Origin of the sequence: Streptomyces sp. NPDC002588, from assembly GCF_040295925.1 — a bacterium.
GTDB lineage: Bacteria > Actinomycetota > Actinomycetes > Streptomycetales > Streptomycetaceae > Streptomyces.
Genome location: NZ_JBEOWF010000001.1, coordinates 98,538 through 116,469 on the forward strand (window position 1 = coordinate 98,538; position 17,932 = coordinate 116,469).

Consider the following 17,932-nt stretch of genomic DNA (forward strand, 5'->3'; position numbering starts at 1 on the left):
CGGCTCCTCAGGATCCTCGGGCTCGTCGAACTCCTCGGTCGGCGCTGTCCGCCGCGGCGAGCGTGCGCCGCAGATGGGCGGCGAGCTCGTCGACGTGTGGCGGGTCGAGCAGCGACAGGTGGTGCCCCGGGACCGGTACGACCGTCAGGTCCTGGCACACCTCGTCCCAGCCGAGGGCCTCGTCGTCCCGTTCGTAGGCCGGGTCGCGCACGGTGTGCGGGGCCGGTTCGGTGGCCCGGTACAGGACCACCGGGCCGTCGTGGCGGCCGGGACGGTGGGCCTCGCCGACCCTGAGGTCCAGGTAGGAGGCACGCTGGTGCTCCAGCGCGGCGGCCGGTACGTCCACCACCCCGCTCAGGGCCCGCAGGACCAGGTCGATGCGCTCGGCGTCGTCCTGCGTCGCCACGAGTTCGTCGTACGGCAGCCGCAGTTCGACGCCGTACGTGTCGGCGATGTGACGGGCGAAGCCCGTGAGGTGCGCGCGGACGCGGTCGGGGCCGGGGAGGGGCCGTACGGAGTCGATGAGCACCACCAGCCGCACGTCTCGTCCGTCGGCGGTGAGACGGCGTGCCGTCTCCTGGGCGAGGAAGCCGCCGAAGGACCAGCCGCCCAGCAGCACGGGCCCGGTCGGGTGGGCGGCGGTGACGGCCTCGGCGTAGCGGCTCGCCTTCTCCGGCACGGTACGGGCGTCGTCCAGCCGTTCCAGTCCGTGCACCGGACGCTCGTCGCCCAGCCGTTCGGCGAGCGCGCGGTAGACGCTCGTGGGGCCGCCGGCCGCGTGGAACAGGAACAGCGGGGGCCGGGATCCGGTGGTGCGCAGGGCCCGCAGCGGGGAGGACGCGCCCGTCGTCCGTCGGATGCGGTCGGCGGCCTCGGCGACCGTGGCGGCGGTGAGCAGGTCGCGCAGCGGCAGTTCGATCCGGAAGTCGTGTTCCACGGCGGTGCGGACACGGACGGCCATCAGGGAGTCCAGACCGAGGTCGGACAGCGGTGTGGCGGGTGTGATGCGGGCCGCCGGATGGCCGGTGACGGCGGCGATGTGCCGGGTCAGACGGGCCGTGACCGAAGCGGAGACGCCGGCCGGCTCGGCGGGTTCGGCCCGTGGGTCCGGCTCCGTCCATCGGTCCGCCGTGGGCGTCGGAACGGCCGCCCGGCCGTCCGTCCACCAGTATCGGACGGGCCGCCAGCGCGGTACGGGCACGTCGACGACACGGCCGGACGGCGGCGGCAGGGGCAGGCCCGCGGCGTACAGGGCGCCCACCTCCGACAGGAACGCGGCGGACGTGTCCGCGGCGCGGCGGAGCGTGCCCACGGCGAGGGCGCCGGGCACGGTGTCGGTGATCGAACGGGCCAGGACCGGATGCGGCGAGATCTCGACGAAGGCGGTGTGGCCGTCGGCCGCGGCTGCCGCGAGGGCCCGGTCGAGGCGCACCGGGCGGCGCAGGTTGGCGGCCCAGTGCCCGGCGTCGAACGCGCAGTCGCCGCGCGGGTCGTCGAGGACGGTGGAGTAGACCGGGACACGCGGACGCCGGCCCCGGATGTCGGACAGGGCGCCGGTCAGTTCCGGCAGCAGCGGGTCCACCTGAGGGGAGTGTCCGGCGCCGACGACCCGCATGACCCGTGCGGTGCGCCCCCGCTCCTCGAGCCGGCCCACGAGCCGGGTGACGGCGGCCTCGTCGCCGGTGACGACCTTCTGCCGGGGCGAGGAGTGCACGGCGACCCGCACGCCCGGGAAGTCCCCTTCCAGGTGGTCGAGTTCGTCGTCGTCGAGGTCCACGACGGCCATCGCGCCGCCGTGCAGTCCGCTCAGCAGCCGGGCCCGTACGGCGACGACGCGGGCGGCGTCCGGCACGTCCAGGGCGCCCGCGCAGACGGCGGCGGCCACCTCGCCCAGGGAGTGGCCGATCACGGCGGCGGGTTCGGCGCCGTGGGCCCGCCACAACTCGGCCAGCGCCAACTGCAGCCCGAACAGGACGGGCTGGGCGACCTGAAGGCGGTCGAGGTCCCCGCCGGACGCCAGCCGGTCGTGGAAGGAGAAGCCGAACTCGTCGGCGAGCTGGGCGTCGAGCTTCTCCACGGCCGCGGCGAACTCCGGTTCCTCGGCCAGCAGACGCCGCCCCATGCCCGGCCACTGGCTGCCGTACCCGGAGAACACCCACACCGGGCCGCGTCCGATGCGGTCGCCGTCGCCGGTGGCCACCCGGGCGTCCGGCCGGCCTTGCGCCAACGCGCCCAGGGCGTCGGCCAGTTCGTCCCGGTCGCGCGCGACGACCGCGGCCCGCACGGTTCCCCGGCCGGTGCGCCCGGCAAGGGTGCGGGCCACGTCGGCCCGGCGGGCTCGGCCTCCTTCGGGCGTGCGCAGCCAGGCGGCGAGCCGGGCGGCGGTGTCCCGGACCCGCCCGGTGTCGACGTCGGAGAGGAGGTGCAGGCGCGCGGCCGGCTCCTCGACCGGGGGAGGCAGGACGTCGGGCCGCCATTCCTCCAGTACGGCATGGGCGTTGGTGCCGCCGAACCCGAATCCCGAGACCCCGGCGGTGGCCGTGCCGCCGTAGCGGGGCCACGGCTCGGGCTCGGTCACCACCCGCAGCCGTACGTCGTCCAGGGCGCTGCCGTGCGCGCAGTGCAGCGACGGCGGGACGAGGTCGTGGTGGAGCGCGAGGACCGTCTTCACCAGGCCGGCGAGGCCCGCCGCGGACTCCAGATGGCCGAGGTTGCCCTTGACGGATCCGAGCAGCAGCGGCTGGTCGGGGTCGCGTCCCGCGCCCAGGACCGCGCCGAGCGCGCCCGCCTCGATCGGGTCGCCGAGCGGGGTACCGGTGCCGTGCGCCTCGACGAGATCGAGGTGGGACGGGGCCAGTCCGGCCCGCGCGTAGGCCGTCCTCAACAGGGCTTGCTGGGCTGAGGGGTTGGGGGCCAGCAGACCGTTGGAGCGGCCGTCGGAGTTCACCGCGGTGGCGCGGACGACGGCAAGGACGCGGTCGCCGTCCCGCTCGGCGTCGGACAGCCGTTTGAGGAGTACGGCAGCGCAGCCCTCGCCGCGCCCGATGCCGTCGGCGGCCGTGGAGAACGGCTTGCAGTGCCCGTCGGGAGCCAGAGCGCCCGCCCGCTCGAACGCGGTTCCGACGACGGGCGACAGCAGCAGATTGACCCCCGCGGCGATCGCCGTGTCGCTCTCGCCGGTGCGCAGGCTGACACAGGCCTGGTGGACGGCGACGAGGGACGACGAACAGGCGGTGTCGACGGCCATGCACGGCCCGCGGGTGTCCAGGACGTAGGCCAGTCGGCCCGCGGCCACACTGAGCGCCGCGCCCGCCGGGGCCCACGGGTCGACGGCGGCCGCGTCGGCGCCGGTGAGCTGTCCGTACTCCGGGGCGGAGATCCCGACGAAGACACCGGTGGCCGAGCCGGCCAGGGCGGTGACCGGCACGGCGGCGTGGTCGAGGGTCTCGCGGACGACCTCCAGGAGGATCCGCTGCTGAGGGTCCATCACCGCGGCCTCGCGCGGGCTGATGCGGAAGAAGTCGGCGTCGAAGCCGGCGATGTCGTCGAGGTAGCCGCCGTACACGGGGGCGTCGGCGGGCGGGAAGGCGGTGAAGTCGCGCCAGCGGTCCCCGGGGACCCGTCCGATCGCGTCGACCCCGTCGACCAGCAGCCGCCAGTAGTCGGCCGGGCCGCGCACCCCGCCCGGCAGCCGGCAGCCGACCCCGATGACCGCGACGGGCTCGTCGGGCGCCGCCCGGACTTCGGGCACGGGCCGCTCCTCGGCGTCGCCGCACACATGCGCCACCAGCGCTTCCACCGTCGGCGCCGCCCAGAGCAGCGTCGCCGGCAGCTCACGTCCCGTCGCCGCCGACAGCTCCCCGGCCAGGACGACCGCGTCCCGCGAGGACATGCCGAGGTCGGCCAGCGGCACGTCCGTCGGTGCTTCGCCGCCGGTCCACCCGGCGATCCGTTCCGCGATCAGGCGCCGCAGCGCGTCCGCGTCCGCGGAGCTCATCGCGCGCCCTCCGCCGGGTAGGCGCCCGCCAGATACCGGGCCCGGGTCAGGGCACGCGACACCTTGCCGCTCGACGTCCGGGGCACGGTGCCCGGCGGTACGAGGACGACGTCGGCGAGCCGCAGCCCGTGCCGGACGGACACCGCCGCGCGCACGGCCCGCGCCAGGGCCGGTACGTCGATCTCGGCGAAGCGTGCGGCCCGGGTGTGCTCGGCGACGACGACCACGCGTTCACCGTCGTCGCCCGCCGTGCCGAAGGCGGCCAGCCGGTCGCGCCGCACCGCCGGATGCGCCTCCTGGACCGTGGCCTCCACATCCTGCGGGTAGTGGTTGCGGCCGTCGACGACGATGAGGTCCTTCAGCCGGCCGGTGACGATCAACTGACCGTCCAGCACCGTTCCCAGGTCACCGGTGCGCAGCCAGCCGCCCGAGTGCTCCCCGAAGTGCTCGCCGCCGTTCCAGTAGCCGCGCCCCACATTCGGCCCCCGCACCCGGATCTCGCCGACCTCCCCGTCGGACAGGACGGCGCAGGAGACGGGATCGACGACCCGGACCTCCTGTCCCGCAGGGGTGCCGCAGCCCGCCAGCGGCACGCCGTGGGGGTCGTCGGGTCGCGCGGGCAGGGCCTTGCCGGCGGCGAGGGCGTCGCGGTCGAGCGTGAACCGGCGCAGGGGCTCCCCGGGACGGGCCGCGCTCACGAAGACGGTGGCCTCGGCGAGCCCGTACGACGGACAGTGGGTGTCGGCGGCGAGCCCCTGGGCGGCGAACGCCGCGTGGAAGCGGTCGGCGGTGGCGGGCCGGACCGGTTCGCTGCCGTTGATCAGCGCGGCGACGCCGTCCAGCCGCAGGTCCGCCTTCTGCGCCTCGGTGACGGCGGCGGCGCAGTAGTCGTAGGCGAAGTTGGGCGCGGCACTCACCGTGCGCGGGTGCGCGGCGAGCAGCCGCAGCCAGCGGGCCGGCTCGTGCAGGAACGCGGCGGGGTCCATGAGGACCGACAGCAGCCCCCGTACGACGGGGGCGGCGACGCTCAGCACGAGGCCCATGTCGTGGTAGAGCGGCAGCCAGCCCACGCAGGTCACCGGATCCGTGTCGGCGCCGTAGGCGGTCAGCGCCTGGCGGGCGTTGGCGGCCACGTTGGCGTGGGTGATCTCCACGCCCGCCGGGGCACGGGTGGATCCGGAGGTGTACTGCAGATAGGCGGTCGTCCCGGGGTCCGGCACGGGCGCGGGCCGGTCCCGGGCGGCGCTGTCGGGGACCAGGTCCGCCGCGATCACGGCCACGTTCGCGCGTTCGCAGTGCTCCGCCACCTGCTCCAGGGCAGGGCTGGTGGTCACCACGGCGGCGGGACGGGCGTCGGCCAGCACCCCGACGAGCCGGTCCCCCTGCCCGGGCAGGCCGGGAGGATACAGCGGTACGGCGACCAGCCCGGCCGTCAGCGCCGCCAGGAAGCCGGTGACGTAGTCCAAACCCTGGGGGCACAGCAGTGCGACCCGCGCCCCGGGCTCGGCCTCCTCGGCGAGCCGCGCGGCGACCGCTCGTACCCTCTGGTCCAGGCGTCGCCAGGTCAGGGTGCGGTGGATGCCGCGTGCGTTCGGGACGGGGTGTTCGACAAACGTGAACGCCCGGCGGTCGGGGGTGGTTTCGGCCCAGTGCCGTACGTACTCGGGGAGAGTCCGGCTGTCGTCCATCGGGCGTTGCTCCTCACGTCACGGTGTCGGGCGGATCAGAGCGGGATGTTGCCGTGCCGGCGTTCCGGCATCGGGGCGCGTTTGCCGCGCAGGGCTCTCAGGGCGCGGCACAGCTGCGCGCGCGTGTCGCGGGGGGCGATGACGGCGTCGACGTAGCCGCGTTCGGCGGCGGGGTACGGCGTCCCGTGGGTGGCCTCGTACGCGGCGACCAGGCGGGCGCGCAGCGCCTCGGGGTCGTCGGCGGCGGCGAGTTCACGCCGGTGCAGTACTCCTACGGCACCCTCCGCGCCCATGACGGCGATGCGGGCGGTGGGCCAGGCGAGGTTGAGGTCGGCGCCGAGATGCTTGGAACCCATCACCGCGTACCCGCCGCCGTACGCCTTGCGGACCACCACCGTGATCTTGGGGACGGTCGCCTCGGCGTACGCGTAGAGGAGTTTGGCGCCGCGGCGGATGATGCCGGCCTGCTCCTGGCTGACGCCGGAGAGGTAGCCGGGGACGTCGGCGAAGGTCAGCAGCGGTATGCCGAACGCGTCGCAGAACCGTACGAACCGCGCGGCCTTCTCGGAGGCGTCGATGTCGAGGACACCGGCGGAGTGCAGCGGCTGATTGGCGACGACGCCGACGGTGGCGCCCTCGATCCGGGCCAGGGCGCAGATGATGTTCGGGGCGAACAGCTCCTGCACCTGGAGCAGTTCGCCGTCGTCGACGAGCGCGTGCAGGATGTCGCGCATGTCGTAGGCCTGCCCGGGCCGGTCGGGGACGACCCGGTCGAGGCGGTCGTCGGCGGGGGCGCCGCCGGGCGCGTACTCCGGCGGCCGCCCGAGGTTGTTGGCCGGGAGGTACGACAGCAGGTCGCGTACGGTGTCGAGAGCGTCCTCCTCGTCGGCGGCGAGGAAGTGGGCGTTGCCGTTGACGGAGTTGCTGGCGCGGGCGCCGCCCAGTTCCTCGGCGGTGGTGCGTTCGCCGGTGACGGCCTCGATGACGTCGGGCCCGGTGACGAACATGTGCGAGACGCCGTCCACCATCACGGTGAAGTCGGTGATGGCAGGCGAGTACGCGGCTCCGCCGGCGCAGGGGCCGAGGATCACCGAGATCTGCGGGACGACCCCGGACGCCCGCACATTGCGGCGGACCAGCTCGGCGTAGAGGGCCAGCGAGGCGACGCCCTCCTGGATGCGGGCGCCGCCGGAGTCGTTGAGACCGATGACGGGACAGCCGGTCTTCAGCGCGAGGTCCATGAGGGCCACGGTCTTCTCGCCGAACGCCTCGCCCATGCTGCCGCCGAAGACCGTGGAGTCCTGGGCGAACACACACACCGGCCGTCCGTCGACCGTGCCGTACCCGGTGACGACTCCGTCGCCATAGGGCCGGCGGCCGTCCTCCCCCGTGGGCCGGGCCCGGACGAACAGCCCGGTCTCCGTGAAGGAGCCCTCGTCCACCAGCCGTTCGATCCGCTCCCGGGCGCTCAGGGCCCCGGCTCTCCTCGGCGGGCCCGCCGCCACCGCCTGTGAGTGCCGGTTCGCCAGGTCCGCCAGGCGTGCGGCGGTGCGATCCGCCGTCTGTGTCGTCTGTGTCGTCCGCGCCGTCCGGGATGTCGTCGCCTCGCGCATCGCTGCCACCTCCGAAGTGGTTCTCGAATATGGCAGCGATGCGGGAGCGTCCCCAGGTGATCGCCGCTCTGTTTGCGGGAGATGAGTCCTGGGGGACGGAGGTTCGTCGTGACGTGACAAGGGACCGACGGCCGACGGGCGGACGGGACTGCGCTGACGGGACGGGTCAGGCCTCCGGCGCGGCTCCGAAGTCCGGGATCTCCAGTCGGGCCCCGCCCTGCCGCGCGGACTGGTGGGCGATGATGCCCGGCAGGGTGTAGCGGGCCGCCGTCCACGCGTTCACCGACGGCAGGGTGCGGGTGGTGACCGCGGTGACGAAGTCGTCCACCAGGAAGTGGTGGCTGCCCTCGTGCCCGTTGTGCAGGTTGTCGAACTCCCGGGGCAGCCGCGACCGGTCGTGCACGGGCGCAGAGCCGGAGGTGAAGGCGGCCCGCAGCTCCGGCGCGATGTGCTGGAGGGAGGGGTCGTCGGGCGCCATGGTGGGCTTGGGTTCGAGGAGCTCGCTTATGTCCTCGACCCCGTTCTTGTCCTGCCAGAGAGCGGCCGTGGCGAGTTGCTCCATGCTCGCCTCCGTGCCGAAGAACCGGAAGCGCGACTCCCGGATGTGCGAGGGGTAGCCCACCCGCCGGAACTCGTTCGTACGGAAGGCCCCGCCGCCCGCCACCTCGAACAGTGCCGTGGCGTTGGAGAAGTCGTTGTCGAACTGGCTGACCGACCGGTCGAAGACACCGTCACCCCGGTCGTCGGCCACCCCGATGGCCGACACGCTCACCGCGTGCGTCTGCCAGGCGCCCAGTACCCCGCCCACCGAGTGCGTCGGGTACAGCAGGGGCGGATAGCTGGCGGTCGCCTTCCAGTTGTCCCCGCCGCTGTACCGGTACGCCTCGTAGAACCCCAGGTCCATGTCGTGCACGTAGTCGCCCTCGGCGTAGAAGAGCCGTCCGAAGGCGCCCTTGGCGATCTGGTTGCGGGCGTGGACCGTGGCCGGGTTGTACTGGCTGGTCTCCCCCATCATGTACGTCAGTCCGGTCGCCTTGACCGCGTCGATGATCGCCGCGATCTCCTCCGTGGTGATCGCCATGGGGACCGCGGAGTACACGTGCTTGCCGGCGTTCAGGCCCTGGAGCACCAGGGGGCCGTGGGTCCAGCGCTGGGTGAAGACGGCCACCGCGTCGACCGCCGGTGACTCCAGCATCGCCTCGTACGAGGGGAAGGTGCCGGCCAGCCCCTGGGCCGAGGCGAGCTGCTCGGCCCGCTCCGGCAGCAGATCGGTGACGTACACGTCACCGACGCCGGGGTGGGCCTGGAACAGCGTGGCGAACTGGCCGGAGAACTGGCCGGCGCCGACGATGCCGATCGAGAACGTCATGGATGGCGTGCCCTTCAATTCAGTGGTCGAGTCACTGGTCGAGGATCAGGTTGATCTGGTCGTTGGTCTGGTCGAGGCTGCTCACGGGTTTGCCGTTGCCGTAGACGGCCTGCATGGCGGGGTGCATGAGGGCGTACACGTCAGCCGCGTAGTTGGTGATCGGGAAGGAGAAGGTGGTGAAGTCCTTCTTGTCGGCGACCGGGTCGGTGAACGCCGAGACGTCGTAGCCCTTCTTCCGGTACGCGGCCACGGCGGCCTCGGTGCCGGCCGGGGTGGCCGGGAAGACGATGCCGTAACTCCCGACCTTCTTCTGGCACTTGTCGGACGACAGGTACTTCACCCAGCGCAACGCACCTTGTTTGTTCCGGGCGTTCTTCGTGACGGAGTCGGCGAGTCCGTTCATCATCGTGGCGCGCCTGCCGGTGGGGCCGGCCGGCGTGACGGCGGTGCCGACCTTCAGGTCCTTGAAGCCGTAGTACGTCGAGATCATCCACGCCCCGTCGAGGGCGGTCGCCGCCTTGCCGGAGGCGAGCTGGGCGTTGGCCGGGTTGGCGCCCTCGCTGTAGTCCGTGAGCGGTGCCATGTACCCCTTCTTCGCCAGCCCGAAGAACCACTTGACGGTGGACTGGAAGGTCTTGCTGTCGTACCGGTACTCGGTGCCCCACCGCTTCTTGTCGGTGTAGGTCCAGCCCGCCGAGGCGGCGAAACTGCTCCAGGTCGTCTGTCCGTCGCCGTCGCCCCCGCCGCCGCTGGCGAGGCCGTAGACCTTGACGTGGTGCCTGTCGAAGCCGGGCTCGTCGCCGCGCTTGCCGTTGCGGTCGACCGTCAGATGCGCGACGGCCTTCTCGAAGGTGCCGCCGTCCTCGGGGTTCCAGCTCAGGTCGTCGAGCTGCCCGGCGGTCAGGCCGGCCTTCTCGGTCAGCTTCCGGTTGTAGAAGAGGGCGACGGTGTCCCAGTCCTTGGGCGCCCCGTACCGGTGGCCGTCCTGGCCGGTCCAGTTGTCGGCCAGCCCCGCCTGGTAGTCCGCCGGGTCGATGCCGAGGTCGTCCAGCGGCTCGAGCACCTTCAGGTCGGCGAACTGCCCGAACTTCTGGATGTGGTCGGTGAAGACGTCCGGCTGGGTGCCCGCGATGAAGCTCGCGGTCAGCTTGGTCCAGTAGTCGTTCCAGCCCATCTGGGTGATCTTCACCTTCAGGCCCGGGTTCTCCTTCTGGAAGCCCTTCGCGCAGGCCTGGTAGGCGGGCAGCTGGTTGGCGTCCCACAGCCAGTACGTCACCGTGTCCGCGCCCGCTCCGGCGGCCCCGCCCTGTGCGCAGCCGGCCGTCAGGGACAGCGCCAGAGTTCCGGTCAGCGCAATGACCGTACGCATACGAACTCGCATACCTGTCCCCTTACTTGATTCCGGTGAAGCTGATGGAGCCGACGATGCGGCGGGCGAAGACGCCGAACAGGACGAGCATCGGGAGCGCTGCGATCAGCGTGGCCGCCATCAGGCCCGACCAGTCGTAGCCGGTCTGCGGGGTCTGTGCCCGGAAGATGGCCAGTGCCACCGTCAGCACGCGCGAACTGTCGCTGTAGGACACCATCAGCGGCCAGAAGTAGTCGTTCCAGGAGGTGATGTACGTCAGCACGGCCAGGGTGAGGACGGGCGTGGACGCCATCGGCAGCATGACCCTGAAGAAGACCCGTACCTTCCCGGCGCCGTCCAGCAGGGCCGCCTCCTCGACCTCCCGGGGGATGTTCAGGAAGAACTGCCGCAGGAAGAACACGGCGAACGGCGTCATGAACATCGTCGGCAGGGCGATGCCCAACAGGGTGTCCACCAGGCCGAGTTGCTTGATGAGTACGAAGTTCGGCAGCAGGGTGAAGATCGCGGGTACCATCAGCCCGGCCAGGAACAGCCCGAACACCGTGTCCCGGCCGCGCCACCGCAGCCGCGCGAAGGCGTACGCGGCCATCGCGGAGAAGAGGATCTGGCAGACGGTGATCAGGGTCGAGACGACCACGGAGTTGAGCAGATAGCGCCAGAACTTCAGCCCGCCGCCCGAGCCGCCCTGGGCTATCGCCTCCTTGGTGGACTGCAGTCCCAGGGCCCGTTCGAAGCCGCCGGCCGTGAGGTCCACGGGCAAGGGGTCGCCGGGGTGGGCGGCGAGTGCGGTGTTGGTGGACAGCGCGGTGCGCAGGATCCAGTAGAACGGCAGCAGGGTGACCAGCACGATCGCGGTCATCACCGCCCAGGCCGCGATCCGGCCGATGGAGGGCCGGCGCCAGGTGGGCCGTACGGTCGTCGTCGTTGTCACGGCAGTCATGTCGGTCGCTCCCTTCCGTCAGCCGAGGTCGCTCTGGCCGGCCCGGGTGAGCCGGTACTGGACGAAGGTGATCGCGCTCAGCACGACGAGCAGGGCCACGGACATCGCCGAGGCGTAGCCGAACTGGAAACGGCCGAAGGCTGCGCCGTAGATGTAGAACTGGAGCACGTTGGTGGCGTTGGCCGGTCCGCCGGCGGTCGTCACGGCGACGGTGTCGAAGACCTGGAAGGAACCGATCACCGTCATGATCAGCACGACGGCGAGCACCGGTCGCAGCAGGGGCAGGGTGATCCGCCAGAACATCCGCCACTCGCCCGCGCCGTCCACCTTGGCGGCCTCGTAGAGCCCGGCCGGGATCGCCTGCAGACCGGCGAACAGCAGCAGTGCGGTGTAGCCGACGTGCCGCCAGACGTTGATCAGCGCGATGGTCGGGATGGCCCAGGTCTCGTCCGCCAGGAACGGGATCCGGTCGAACCCGAGCCCCGAGACGATCTCGTTGCCGATGCCGAGCTGGGTGTCCAGGATCCACAGCCAGACGACGCCGGCCACGACGTTCGACATCAGGTACGGGGTGAGCACGATGCCGCGCAGCAGCGCCGACCGGGTCAGCCGCTGCAGCAGCACCGCGACGGCCAGCGCCGCGGCCGTCTGGACACCGATGTTGATGACGACGTACTCGACGGTGACCTTCAACGAGTCCCAGAAGATGGGGTCGTTGACCATGCGGACGTAGTTGTCGAGGCCCACCCACTCGGCCGGCGTCAGCAGGTTGTAGCGGGTGAAGCTCAGGTAGATGCCCCGCAGCGTGGGCCAGAGCAGGAAGACCAGGAAGCCGAGCAGTGCCGGTGCGATGAACACCGCGGCGAGGCGTCCGTCCCCCCTGCTCTCTCCTGCCGCGGTACGGCGTGTCCTCGGCCTGCCCTTCGCCCCCTGGGCGCCGCTCAGCGGCAGGCGCGACGGAGGGCTGCTGGAGGCGATGGTCATGGGGCTACTCCCTCGCTTGCGGCGGCTCGTGCTCGGGTGGCACTTACTTTTGATGCGAAACAATCCAGCCGTCAAGGGGCGTGCAAACATCTTTCCCGGCCGCCGCGCGGCGATCTAGAGTGGCCTTGTTGTTTCCGTGTCGAAAAAAACCAGGAAAAAATCAGGGGAGCGACCGTCATGACCGCAGGTGCCGCCAGCTGGCTTCCCCTGAGCCCGGGCGAACGCTCCGTGGCGATCGAGGTGCTCGTCCACGGGCCGCTGTCGCGCACGGAACTCGCCCGGCGCCTCGGCCTGTCGGCCGGCAGCCTCACCCGGCTGACCAAGCCGCTGATCGAATCGGCCCTGCTGGTGGAGGTCCCCGAGGCGGGGACCTCCGCGGAGGCACGCCAGGGCCGCCCCTCCCAGCCGCTGGACGTCGTCGCCGACTCCCGCTCCTTCCTCGGCTTCAAGATCACCGAGGACATGGTCTACGGCGTCGTCACCACGCTCAGGAGTGACATCGTCGCCCGCCACGACCGTCCCCTCGCCACGCACGACCCCGCCGAGGTCGCCGATCTGCTGGCAGAGATGACCGCCGAACTGGCCCGCGTCCATCCGCGTCTCGCCGGAATCGGCATAGGGGTGGGCGGCCTGGTGCGGGGCCGCGCCGTGGTCGGCGAGTCGCCCTTCCTGCAGTGGCAGGACGTGCCGCTGGCCCAACTCGTCGAGGAGCGCACCGGGCTGCCGGTGGTCGTCGAGAACGACGTCGCCGCCCTGGTCGAGGCCGAGACGTGGTTCGGCGCCGGACGGGGCCTCGACCGCTTCGTGGTGCTCACCATCGGCGCGGGCATCGGCTACGGGCTCGTCCTCGGGGGCAGGCGGGTGCCCGCCCCCGAGGAGGACCGCGGCTTCGGCCGGCACTGGATCCTCGACCCCCAGGGCCCGCTCACCCCCGAGGGCCGGCGCGGCAGCGCGGTCTCCCTGCTGACCATCTCCAGCATCCGCTACCAGATCCACGCCGCGACCGGCCGCGAGACGAGCTACGAGGAGATCCTCCGGCTCGCCGTGGCCGGTGACCCCATGCCGGCCCGGGTGATCGACGAGGCCGCACGCGCCCTCGGCACGCTCGTGGCCCAGATCGCCAACTTCGCCATGCCGCAGAAGATCCTGCTCGCAGGGGAAGGGGTCGGTCTGATGGACGTGGCCGGGGAGACGGTCCGGGACACCATCCGCCGCAACCGGCACCCGCTGGCCGCGCCGGTCGACCTGGAGACGAAGGTCTCCGACTTCCACGACTGGGCCCGGGGTGCGGCGGTGCTGGCGATCCAGGTGCTGGTGCTGGGGTCGGCGAGCGCGTGAGCCGGGAGGCGGCCAGGCGGGCGGCCGCTCGGCGGCAGGCGACCATCCGACGGGCCTGTACCGCCCGGCCCTCCACGCGGCCCTGACGGCTCAGGCCACGGATGCCGCCGCAACCGTCACAGCTCGCCGTTCAGCAGCGCGTACATGAACATGTCCCGGCGCTCGTCGCCCACCTGCTGCCAACCCCGCAGCAGCCCCTCCAGCTGAAAACCCGCACGCTCGGCGGTCCGCACGGAGGCCGTGTTCCACGGCTCCACCCACAGCTCGAGCCGGGGGATCCGCAGCTCACGCAGGGCCCAGTCGACCACGGCCCGGACGGAGGCCACGGCCGCGCCCCGGCCACGCGCCGACTCGACGACCCAGTAGCCCAGCGACGCCCGGCCCTGTCGCAGGTTCCGCAGCCACAGCCCCACCTGCCCGACGGGCCGGCCGCCGGGGCTCACGATGACGAACGTATAGCCCGCCCTCGTGGTCGCACGAGCCCACTGCCGCTCGACGAATGCGACACCCTCCGCCTCGGACCAGGACGAAGGCACTGTCGTGATCAACGGGATGTAGGCGTCTTCCGACGCCTCACGGACAAGGTCGAGATCCGACAGGCGCCACGGCCGGAGCGTGTATCCCCCGGCGGCGAGGTCAGGTACGTCAAGCGGTTGTCCCATCGGCGCATCGTCCCGTGCCCGGCGACCGGCCCGCACCCGGGTTTCCGGTCTCGCACGGCGCACACTCAGCTCACGCACCGGGTTCTCATGGCTCTTCGAGAGAGGATCGGTGCATGTCTGGCGCCTCCGGTACCCGTGACGGCACGATTCGCGTGCTGATAGTCGACGACGAGCCCGAGCTCACCGAGTTGCTCTCCGCGGCCGTGACCGAGGCGGGGTGGCATTCCCTCGCGGCGGAGGACGGGCGCAGCGCGTTGCGCCTGGCGCGGGACTGCGCTCCGGACCTCGTCGTCCTGGACGGGATGCTGCCCGATGTCGACGGGGTGCAGGTCCTGCGCCGGCTGCGGAGCGAGAACGCCCGGCTGCCCGTGCTGATGCTCACGGCCCGCGACGCGCTCGAACACCGGCTCGACGGTCTGTCGGCCGGTGCGGACGACTATGTGACGAAGCCCTTCTCCCTGGAGGAGGTGATGCTGCGGCTGCGCGGTCTGCTGCGCCGATCGGGCCCCGCCGACACCTCCGACCGGGGCGGCGTACGGGTGCTGGGCGACCTCGTCCTGGCCGAGAACACCCGCGAGGTGCAGCGCGGCGGGACACCCGTCACGCTGACCACCAAGGAGTTCGACCTCCTGCAGTTCCTGATGGACCATCCGCACCAGGTGCTCAGCAAGGCGCAGATCCTCGACCACGTGTGGAACGCCTCCTTCGACGGTGAGGGCAACCTGGTCGAGGTGTACATCCACGGGCTGCGCGCGAAGATCGACAAGGGGCGGGCTCCGATGATCCGTACGGTGCGCGGGGTGGGGTACGCGATCAGAGCCGCGGACACCGGGGCGTGACGGGCCGACCGGGCCCCGCTCTGGGCTGGCGCTCGCTCCGTGTCCGACTGGTGCTCTTCGTCTCCGTGACCCTGGTCGTGGTGTGTACGGCGATGGCGCTGACCACGGTGTTCGTCCAACGCGTCTATCTGCTGGGCGATCTGGACCAGCGGGTCACCGACGCGGCGGAGCGCAGCCAGGGCGGGCTGCAGCGTCGGGCGGGCGGTGCGACGGATCTGGGCTTCCTCAACGAGCGCGGCCAGCCGACCGGCACGCTGGCGGCCCGGTTCGCCGCCGGGAAGGTCGTCGCCGCCGAGGTGGTGACCGAGGACGGCCACCAGCAGGTGCTGACCGCGGACCAGCGTGCCGCCCTGAAGGGCATCACCGCGAACGGGGAGCTGCACACCCGTACCGTCCCCGGCCTGGGCACGTACCGGGTGACCGCCATCGGCGGCGACGGCGTCCCGGTGCTGGCCGGACTGCCCATGGGGCACGTCCAGCGGGTGATCGACCGGCTGGTCGCCGTCGAAGCGGTGATCGCCTGCGCGGGCCTCGCCGCCGCGGCCTGCGCCTCCGCGGTGGTCATACGGCGCCAGCTGCGCCCCCTCGGCCGGGTCGCGGCCACCGCCGCCGAGGTCGCCCGGGTACCCCTGGACCGTGGCGAGGTCGCCCCGCTCACCCGTGTCGACGCGCGGGACACCGACCCCGGTACCGAGGCCGGCCAGGTCGGCGCGGTGCTCAACCGGCTCATCGAGCACGTCGAATCGTCCCTCGCCGAACGCCGCCGGACCGAGCAGCGCATGCGGCGTTTCCTCGCCGACGCCAGCCATGAACTGCGCACGCCGCTCGCCTCCATCGCGGGCTACGCCGAATACATGAGGGGCGACCACCGGACGATCGATCCGGAGCTGGCCTGGCACCGCGTCTGCGCCCAGTCGGCCCGGATGACCGATCTCGTCGAGGACCTGCTGCTGCTCGCCCGCCTCGACGAGGGACGGCCGCTGGAACTGACCGAGGTGAATCTCGCGACGCTGGTCGCCGAGGCGGTCTGGGACGCGCAGGCCGCGGGCGCCGGGCACGACTGGCAGCTCGCGCTGCGCCTCGACGGGCCGGTGTCGATCATCGCCGACGCGTCCCGGCTCCATCAGGTGGTGGCGAACCTCTTGGCCAACGCCCGTGTGCACACACCCGCGGGCACGAAGATCACGGTCGTCGTGGAGACGCTGGAGACGCTGGAGACCACGGAAGCGGCGGACTCCGTACCAGGGTGCGTGATCCGCGTACGGGACGACGGTCCCGGCATCCCGCCCGGCCTTCTCCCCGCCATCTTCGAGCGCTTCACCCGGGCCGACGTCTCCCGCTCCCGCACGGCGGGCAAGGCGGGCGGTTCGGGCCTGGGCCTGGCCATCGCCGCGGCGATCACCGAGGCGCACGGCGGCCGTATCGACGTCGAGAGCGAGCCCGGGCGCACCGAGTTCTCGGTGACGCTCCCGACCGGCGGATGACGCGGCGTCACCCTCTCCCAGACTCTAAGCGCTCTCACAGAACCGCAGCTCAGGCTGCCCGCACCCGGCACCCTCGCACGTCTTTCGACGGCCGTGCCGCCCTCCCCTAAGGCCTGGCTAAGTTCGCTCGTCCAGAGTGATCACCAGGCGGCCGTCCACCCCGGATGTGCCCATGACGAAGGGAACCCAGCGACGATGACCGAGCTCGACACCGGTGAGCCGACGGCCCGGGAACCGCAGTCCGAGTCCGCCGGCCGTGCTCACGCGAGCCGCCGCAACTTCATGCGCAAGGTCTTCTTCGCCAGCGGGGCCACGGCCGTGGCGACCATGGGAGGCGCCGGGGCCTGGGCCGCGATGGCCGACGACGCCACCCCCTCCGCCGACGCGTCCGCCACCCCGAGCGGTGCCCCCAGCGGGGCTCCCAGCGGTGGGCCGGGCGGCGGCACCGGCGGTCCCGGGAACCAGTCGATAACCGAGGACTTCTTCGGTCTCACCACCGACGGCAAGCGCGTGGACGACCTGTTCACCATCCACTCCACGGGCGTGGCCACCGCCCCCGTGATCGCCGCCGCGAACGCCTTCCTGGAGGGCCTCACCGACACCCAGAAGTCCTCGACGCAGTTCACGATCCACTCCACCGAGTGGCGGCTGTGGAGCAACATCGACTCCTACGCACGCCAGGGCGTCTCCCTCGCCGATCTGAGCGACGATCAGAAGAACCTGGGCACGGCCCTGTTGAAGTCCGCGCTCAGCGCCGACGGCCTGGAGACCACGGAGAAGATCCGCCGCATCAACCAGGCGGCCGGCGAGGCGATCGACAACACCACCTCCTTCAACGAGGACGCCTACTACTGGACCTTGATGGGCACCCCGTCCGAGACGGAGCCCTGGGGCTTCCAGTTCGACGGCCACCACCTCGTCATCAACTACTTCGTCCTCGGCGACCAGGTCGTCATGAGCCCCTGCTTCTGGGGTTCGGAACCGACCTCGATGGAGATCGACGGCGAGACCGTGACCGTCTGCCACGAGGAGGTCGTCGCGAGCCTGGCGTTCATCAACTCCCTCACCGAGGCCCAGCAGGCCGTCGCCGTCGAGTCGACGACCAAGTCCAACGAGTCGATGAAAGCGGGCGCGTTCTCCGACAACACCGTCCAGGAGTACACCGGGCTCTGCGGCAACGCCCTGACCGGCGCCCAGAAGACCAAGCTCCTCGGCATCGTCCAGGCCTTCACCGGCCGCGCCAAGGCCGACGTGGCGAAGGTGAGGCTCGCCGAGGTCCGCAAGCACCTCGCCGACACCTACGTCACCTGGGCCGGCGGGACCGGCGACGACGACGCCTTCTACGTCCGCGTCCACAGCCCCGTCGTATGGATCGAGGTCGACTGCCAGGCCCCGGGACCGCTCGCCGGTGCCTACGGCGCCACGCAGGGCAGCGGCGCCACCCAGAAGCACGTCCACTCCATCATCCGCACCCCCAACGGCAACGACTACGGCAAGGAACTCCTGCGCCAGCACTACCTCACGTCGCCGCACCACAAGTGACCAGGGCCGCCTGACCACCGCATGACCACCGGGCCGGGACCCCGTCATTCCGGCCCGGTCCCCGTCTCGGCCGCGGACGGCTCCCGGTGGAGGGGGGGCGATCCGCT

At 72.0% G+C, this 17,932-nt stretch carries 12 protein-coding genes; 4 read left to right on the plus strand and 8 right to left on the minus strand.

Annotated elements, in window-relative coordinates; genetic code table 11:
- Positions 1–7: 7 nt before the first annotated feature.
- From ABT057_RS00450 to ABT057_RS00480, 7 genes are all read right to left on the minus strand, one after another.
- On the minus strand, positions 8–3,997 hold the full coding sequence (locus ABT057_RS00450) for a beta-ketoacyl synthase N-terminal-like domain-containing protein (protein ID WP_352339913.1): 3,990 nt from the start codon (positions 3,995–3,997) through the stop codon (positions 8–10).
- The gene (locus ABT057_RS00455; protein WP_352339915.1) at positions 3,994–5,685 is read right to left on the minus strand and encodes a fatty acyl-AMP ligase; all 1,692 of its coding nucleotides are present in this window, start codon (positions 5,683–5,685) and stop codon (positions 3,994–3,996) included. Before ABT057_RS00455 ends, ABT057_RS00450 begins: the two co-directional genes overlap by 4 nt.
- A 35-nt stretch (positions 5,686–5,720) precedes the next feature.
- Entirely contained in the window at positions 5,721–7,298 is a 1,578-nt protein-coding gene (locus ABT057_RS00460; RefSeq protein ID WP_352339917.1) for an acyl-CoA carboxylase subunit beta, read from the minus strand.
- A 166-nt stretch (positions 7,299–7,464) separates the two neighbouring features.
- A complete protein-coding gene (locus ABT057_RS00465; RefSeq protein WP_352339919.1) occupies positions 7,465–8,667 on the minus strand; it encodes a Gfo/Idh/MocA family protein in 1,203 nt (400 codons plus the stop codon).
- Between the two features lie 31 nt (positions 8,668–8,698).
- A complete protein-coding gene (locus ABT057_RS00470) occupies positions 8,699–10,036 on the minus strand; it encodes an ABC transporter substrate-binding protein (RefSeq protein ID WP_352339921.1) in 1,338 nt (445 codons plus the stop codon).
- 22 nt (positions 10,037–10,058) lie between these two features.
- Positions 10,059–10,976 (minus strand): carbohydrate ABC transporter permease, encoded by a 918-nt coding sequence (locus tag ABT057_RS00475; protein ID WP_352339923.1) that lies wholly within the window; start codon positions 10,974–10,976, stop codon positions 10,059–10,061.
- An 18-nt stretch (positions 10,977–10,994) separates the two neighbouring features.
- A complete protein-coding gene (locus ABT057_RS00480) occupies positions 10,995–11,960 on the minus strand; it encodes a carbohydrate ABC transporter permease (protein WP_352339925.1) in 966 nt (321 codons plus the stop codon).
- Between the two features lie 177 nt (positions 11,961–12,137).
- Here ABT057_RS00480 and ABT057_RS00485 point away from each other — a divergent pair, with 177 nt between their 5' ends.
- The gene (locus ABT057_RS00485; protein WP_352339927.1) at positions 12,138–13,298 is read left to right on the plus strand and encodes an ROK family transcriptional regulator; all 1,161 of its coding nucleotides are present in this window, start codon (positions 12,138–12,140) and stop codon (positions 13,296–13,298) included.
- Positions 13,299–13,414: 116 nt separating this feature from the next.
- Here the strand turns inward: ABT057_RS00485 and ABT057_RS00490 are convergent, their stop codons facing one another.
- Positions 13,415–13,960 carry a GNAT family N-acetyltransferase gene (locus tag ABT057_RS00490; RefSeq protein WP_352339929.1) on the minus strand — a complete coding sequence of 182 codons (546 nt, stop codon included), beginning with the start codon at positions 13,958–13,960 and terminating at the stop codon, positions 13,415–13,417.
- Between the two features lie 113 nt (positions 13,961–14,073).
- Between ABT057_RS00490 and ABT057_RS00495 the strand changes: the two genes are divergently transcribed.
- The 3 genes from ABT057_RS00495 (at position 14,074) to ABT057_RS00505 (ending at position 17,825) form a co-directional block, all read left to right on the plus strand.
- Entirely contained in the window at positions 14,074–14,799 is a 726-nt protein-coding gene (locus ABT057_RS00495; RefSeq protein ID WP_352339931.1) for a response regulator transcription factor, read from the plus strand.
- The gene (locus ABT057_RS00500; RefSeq protein ID WP_502973739.1) at positions 14,796–16,283 is read left to right on the plus strand and encodes a sensor histidine kinase; all 1,488 of its coding nucleotides are present in this window, start codon (positions 14,796–14,798) and stop codon (positions 16,281–16,283) included. The genes ABT057_RS00495 and ABT057_RS00500 overlap by 4 nt, the downstream gene beginning before the upstream one ends.
- Before the next feature lie 195 nt (positions 16,284–16,478).
- Positions 16,479–17,825 carry a DUF3500 domain-containing protein gene (locus ABT057_RS00505; protein ID WP_352339933.1) on the plus strand — a complete coding sequence of 449 codons (1,347 nt, stop codon included), beginning with the start codon at positions 16,479–16,481 and terminating at the stop codon, positions 17,823–17,825.
- The last annotated feature ends 107 nt before the right edge of the window (positions 17,826–17,932 follow it).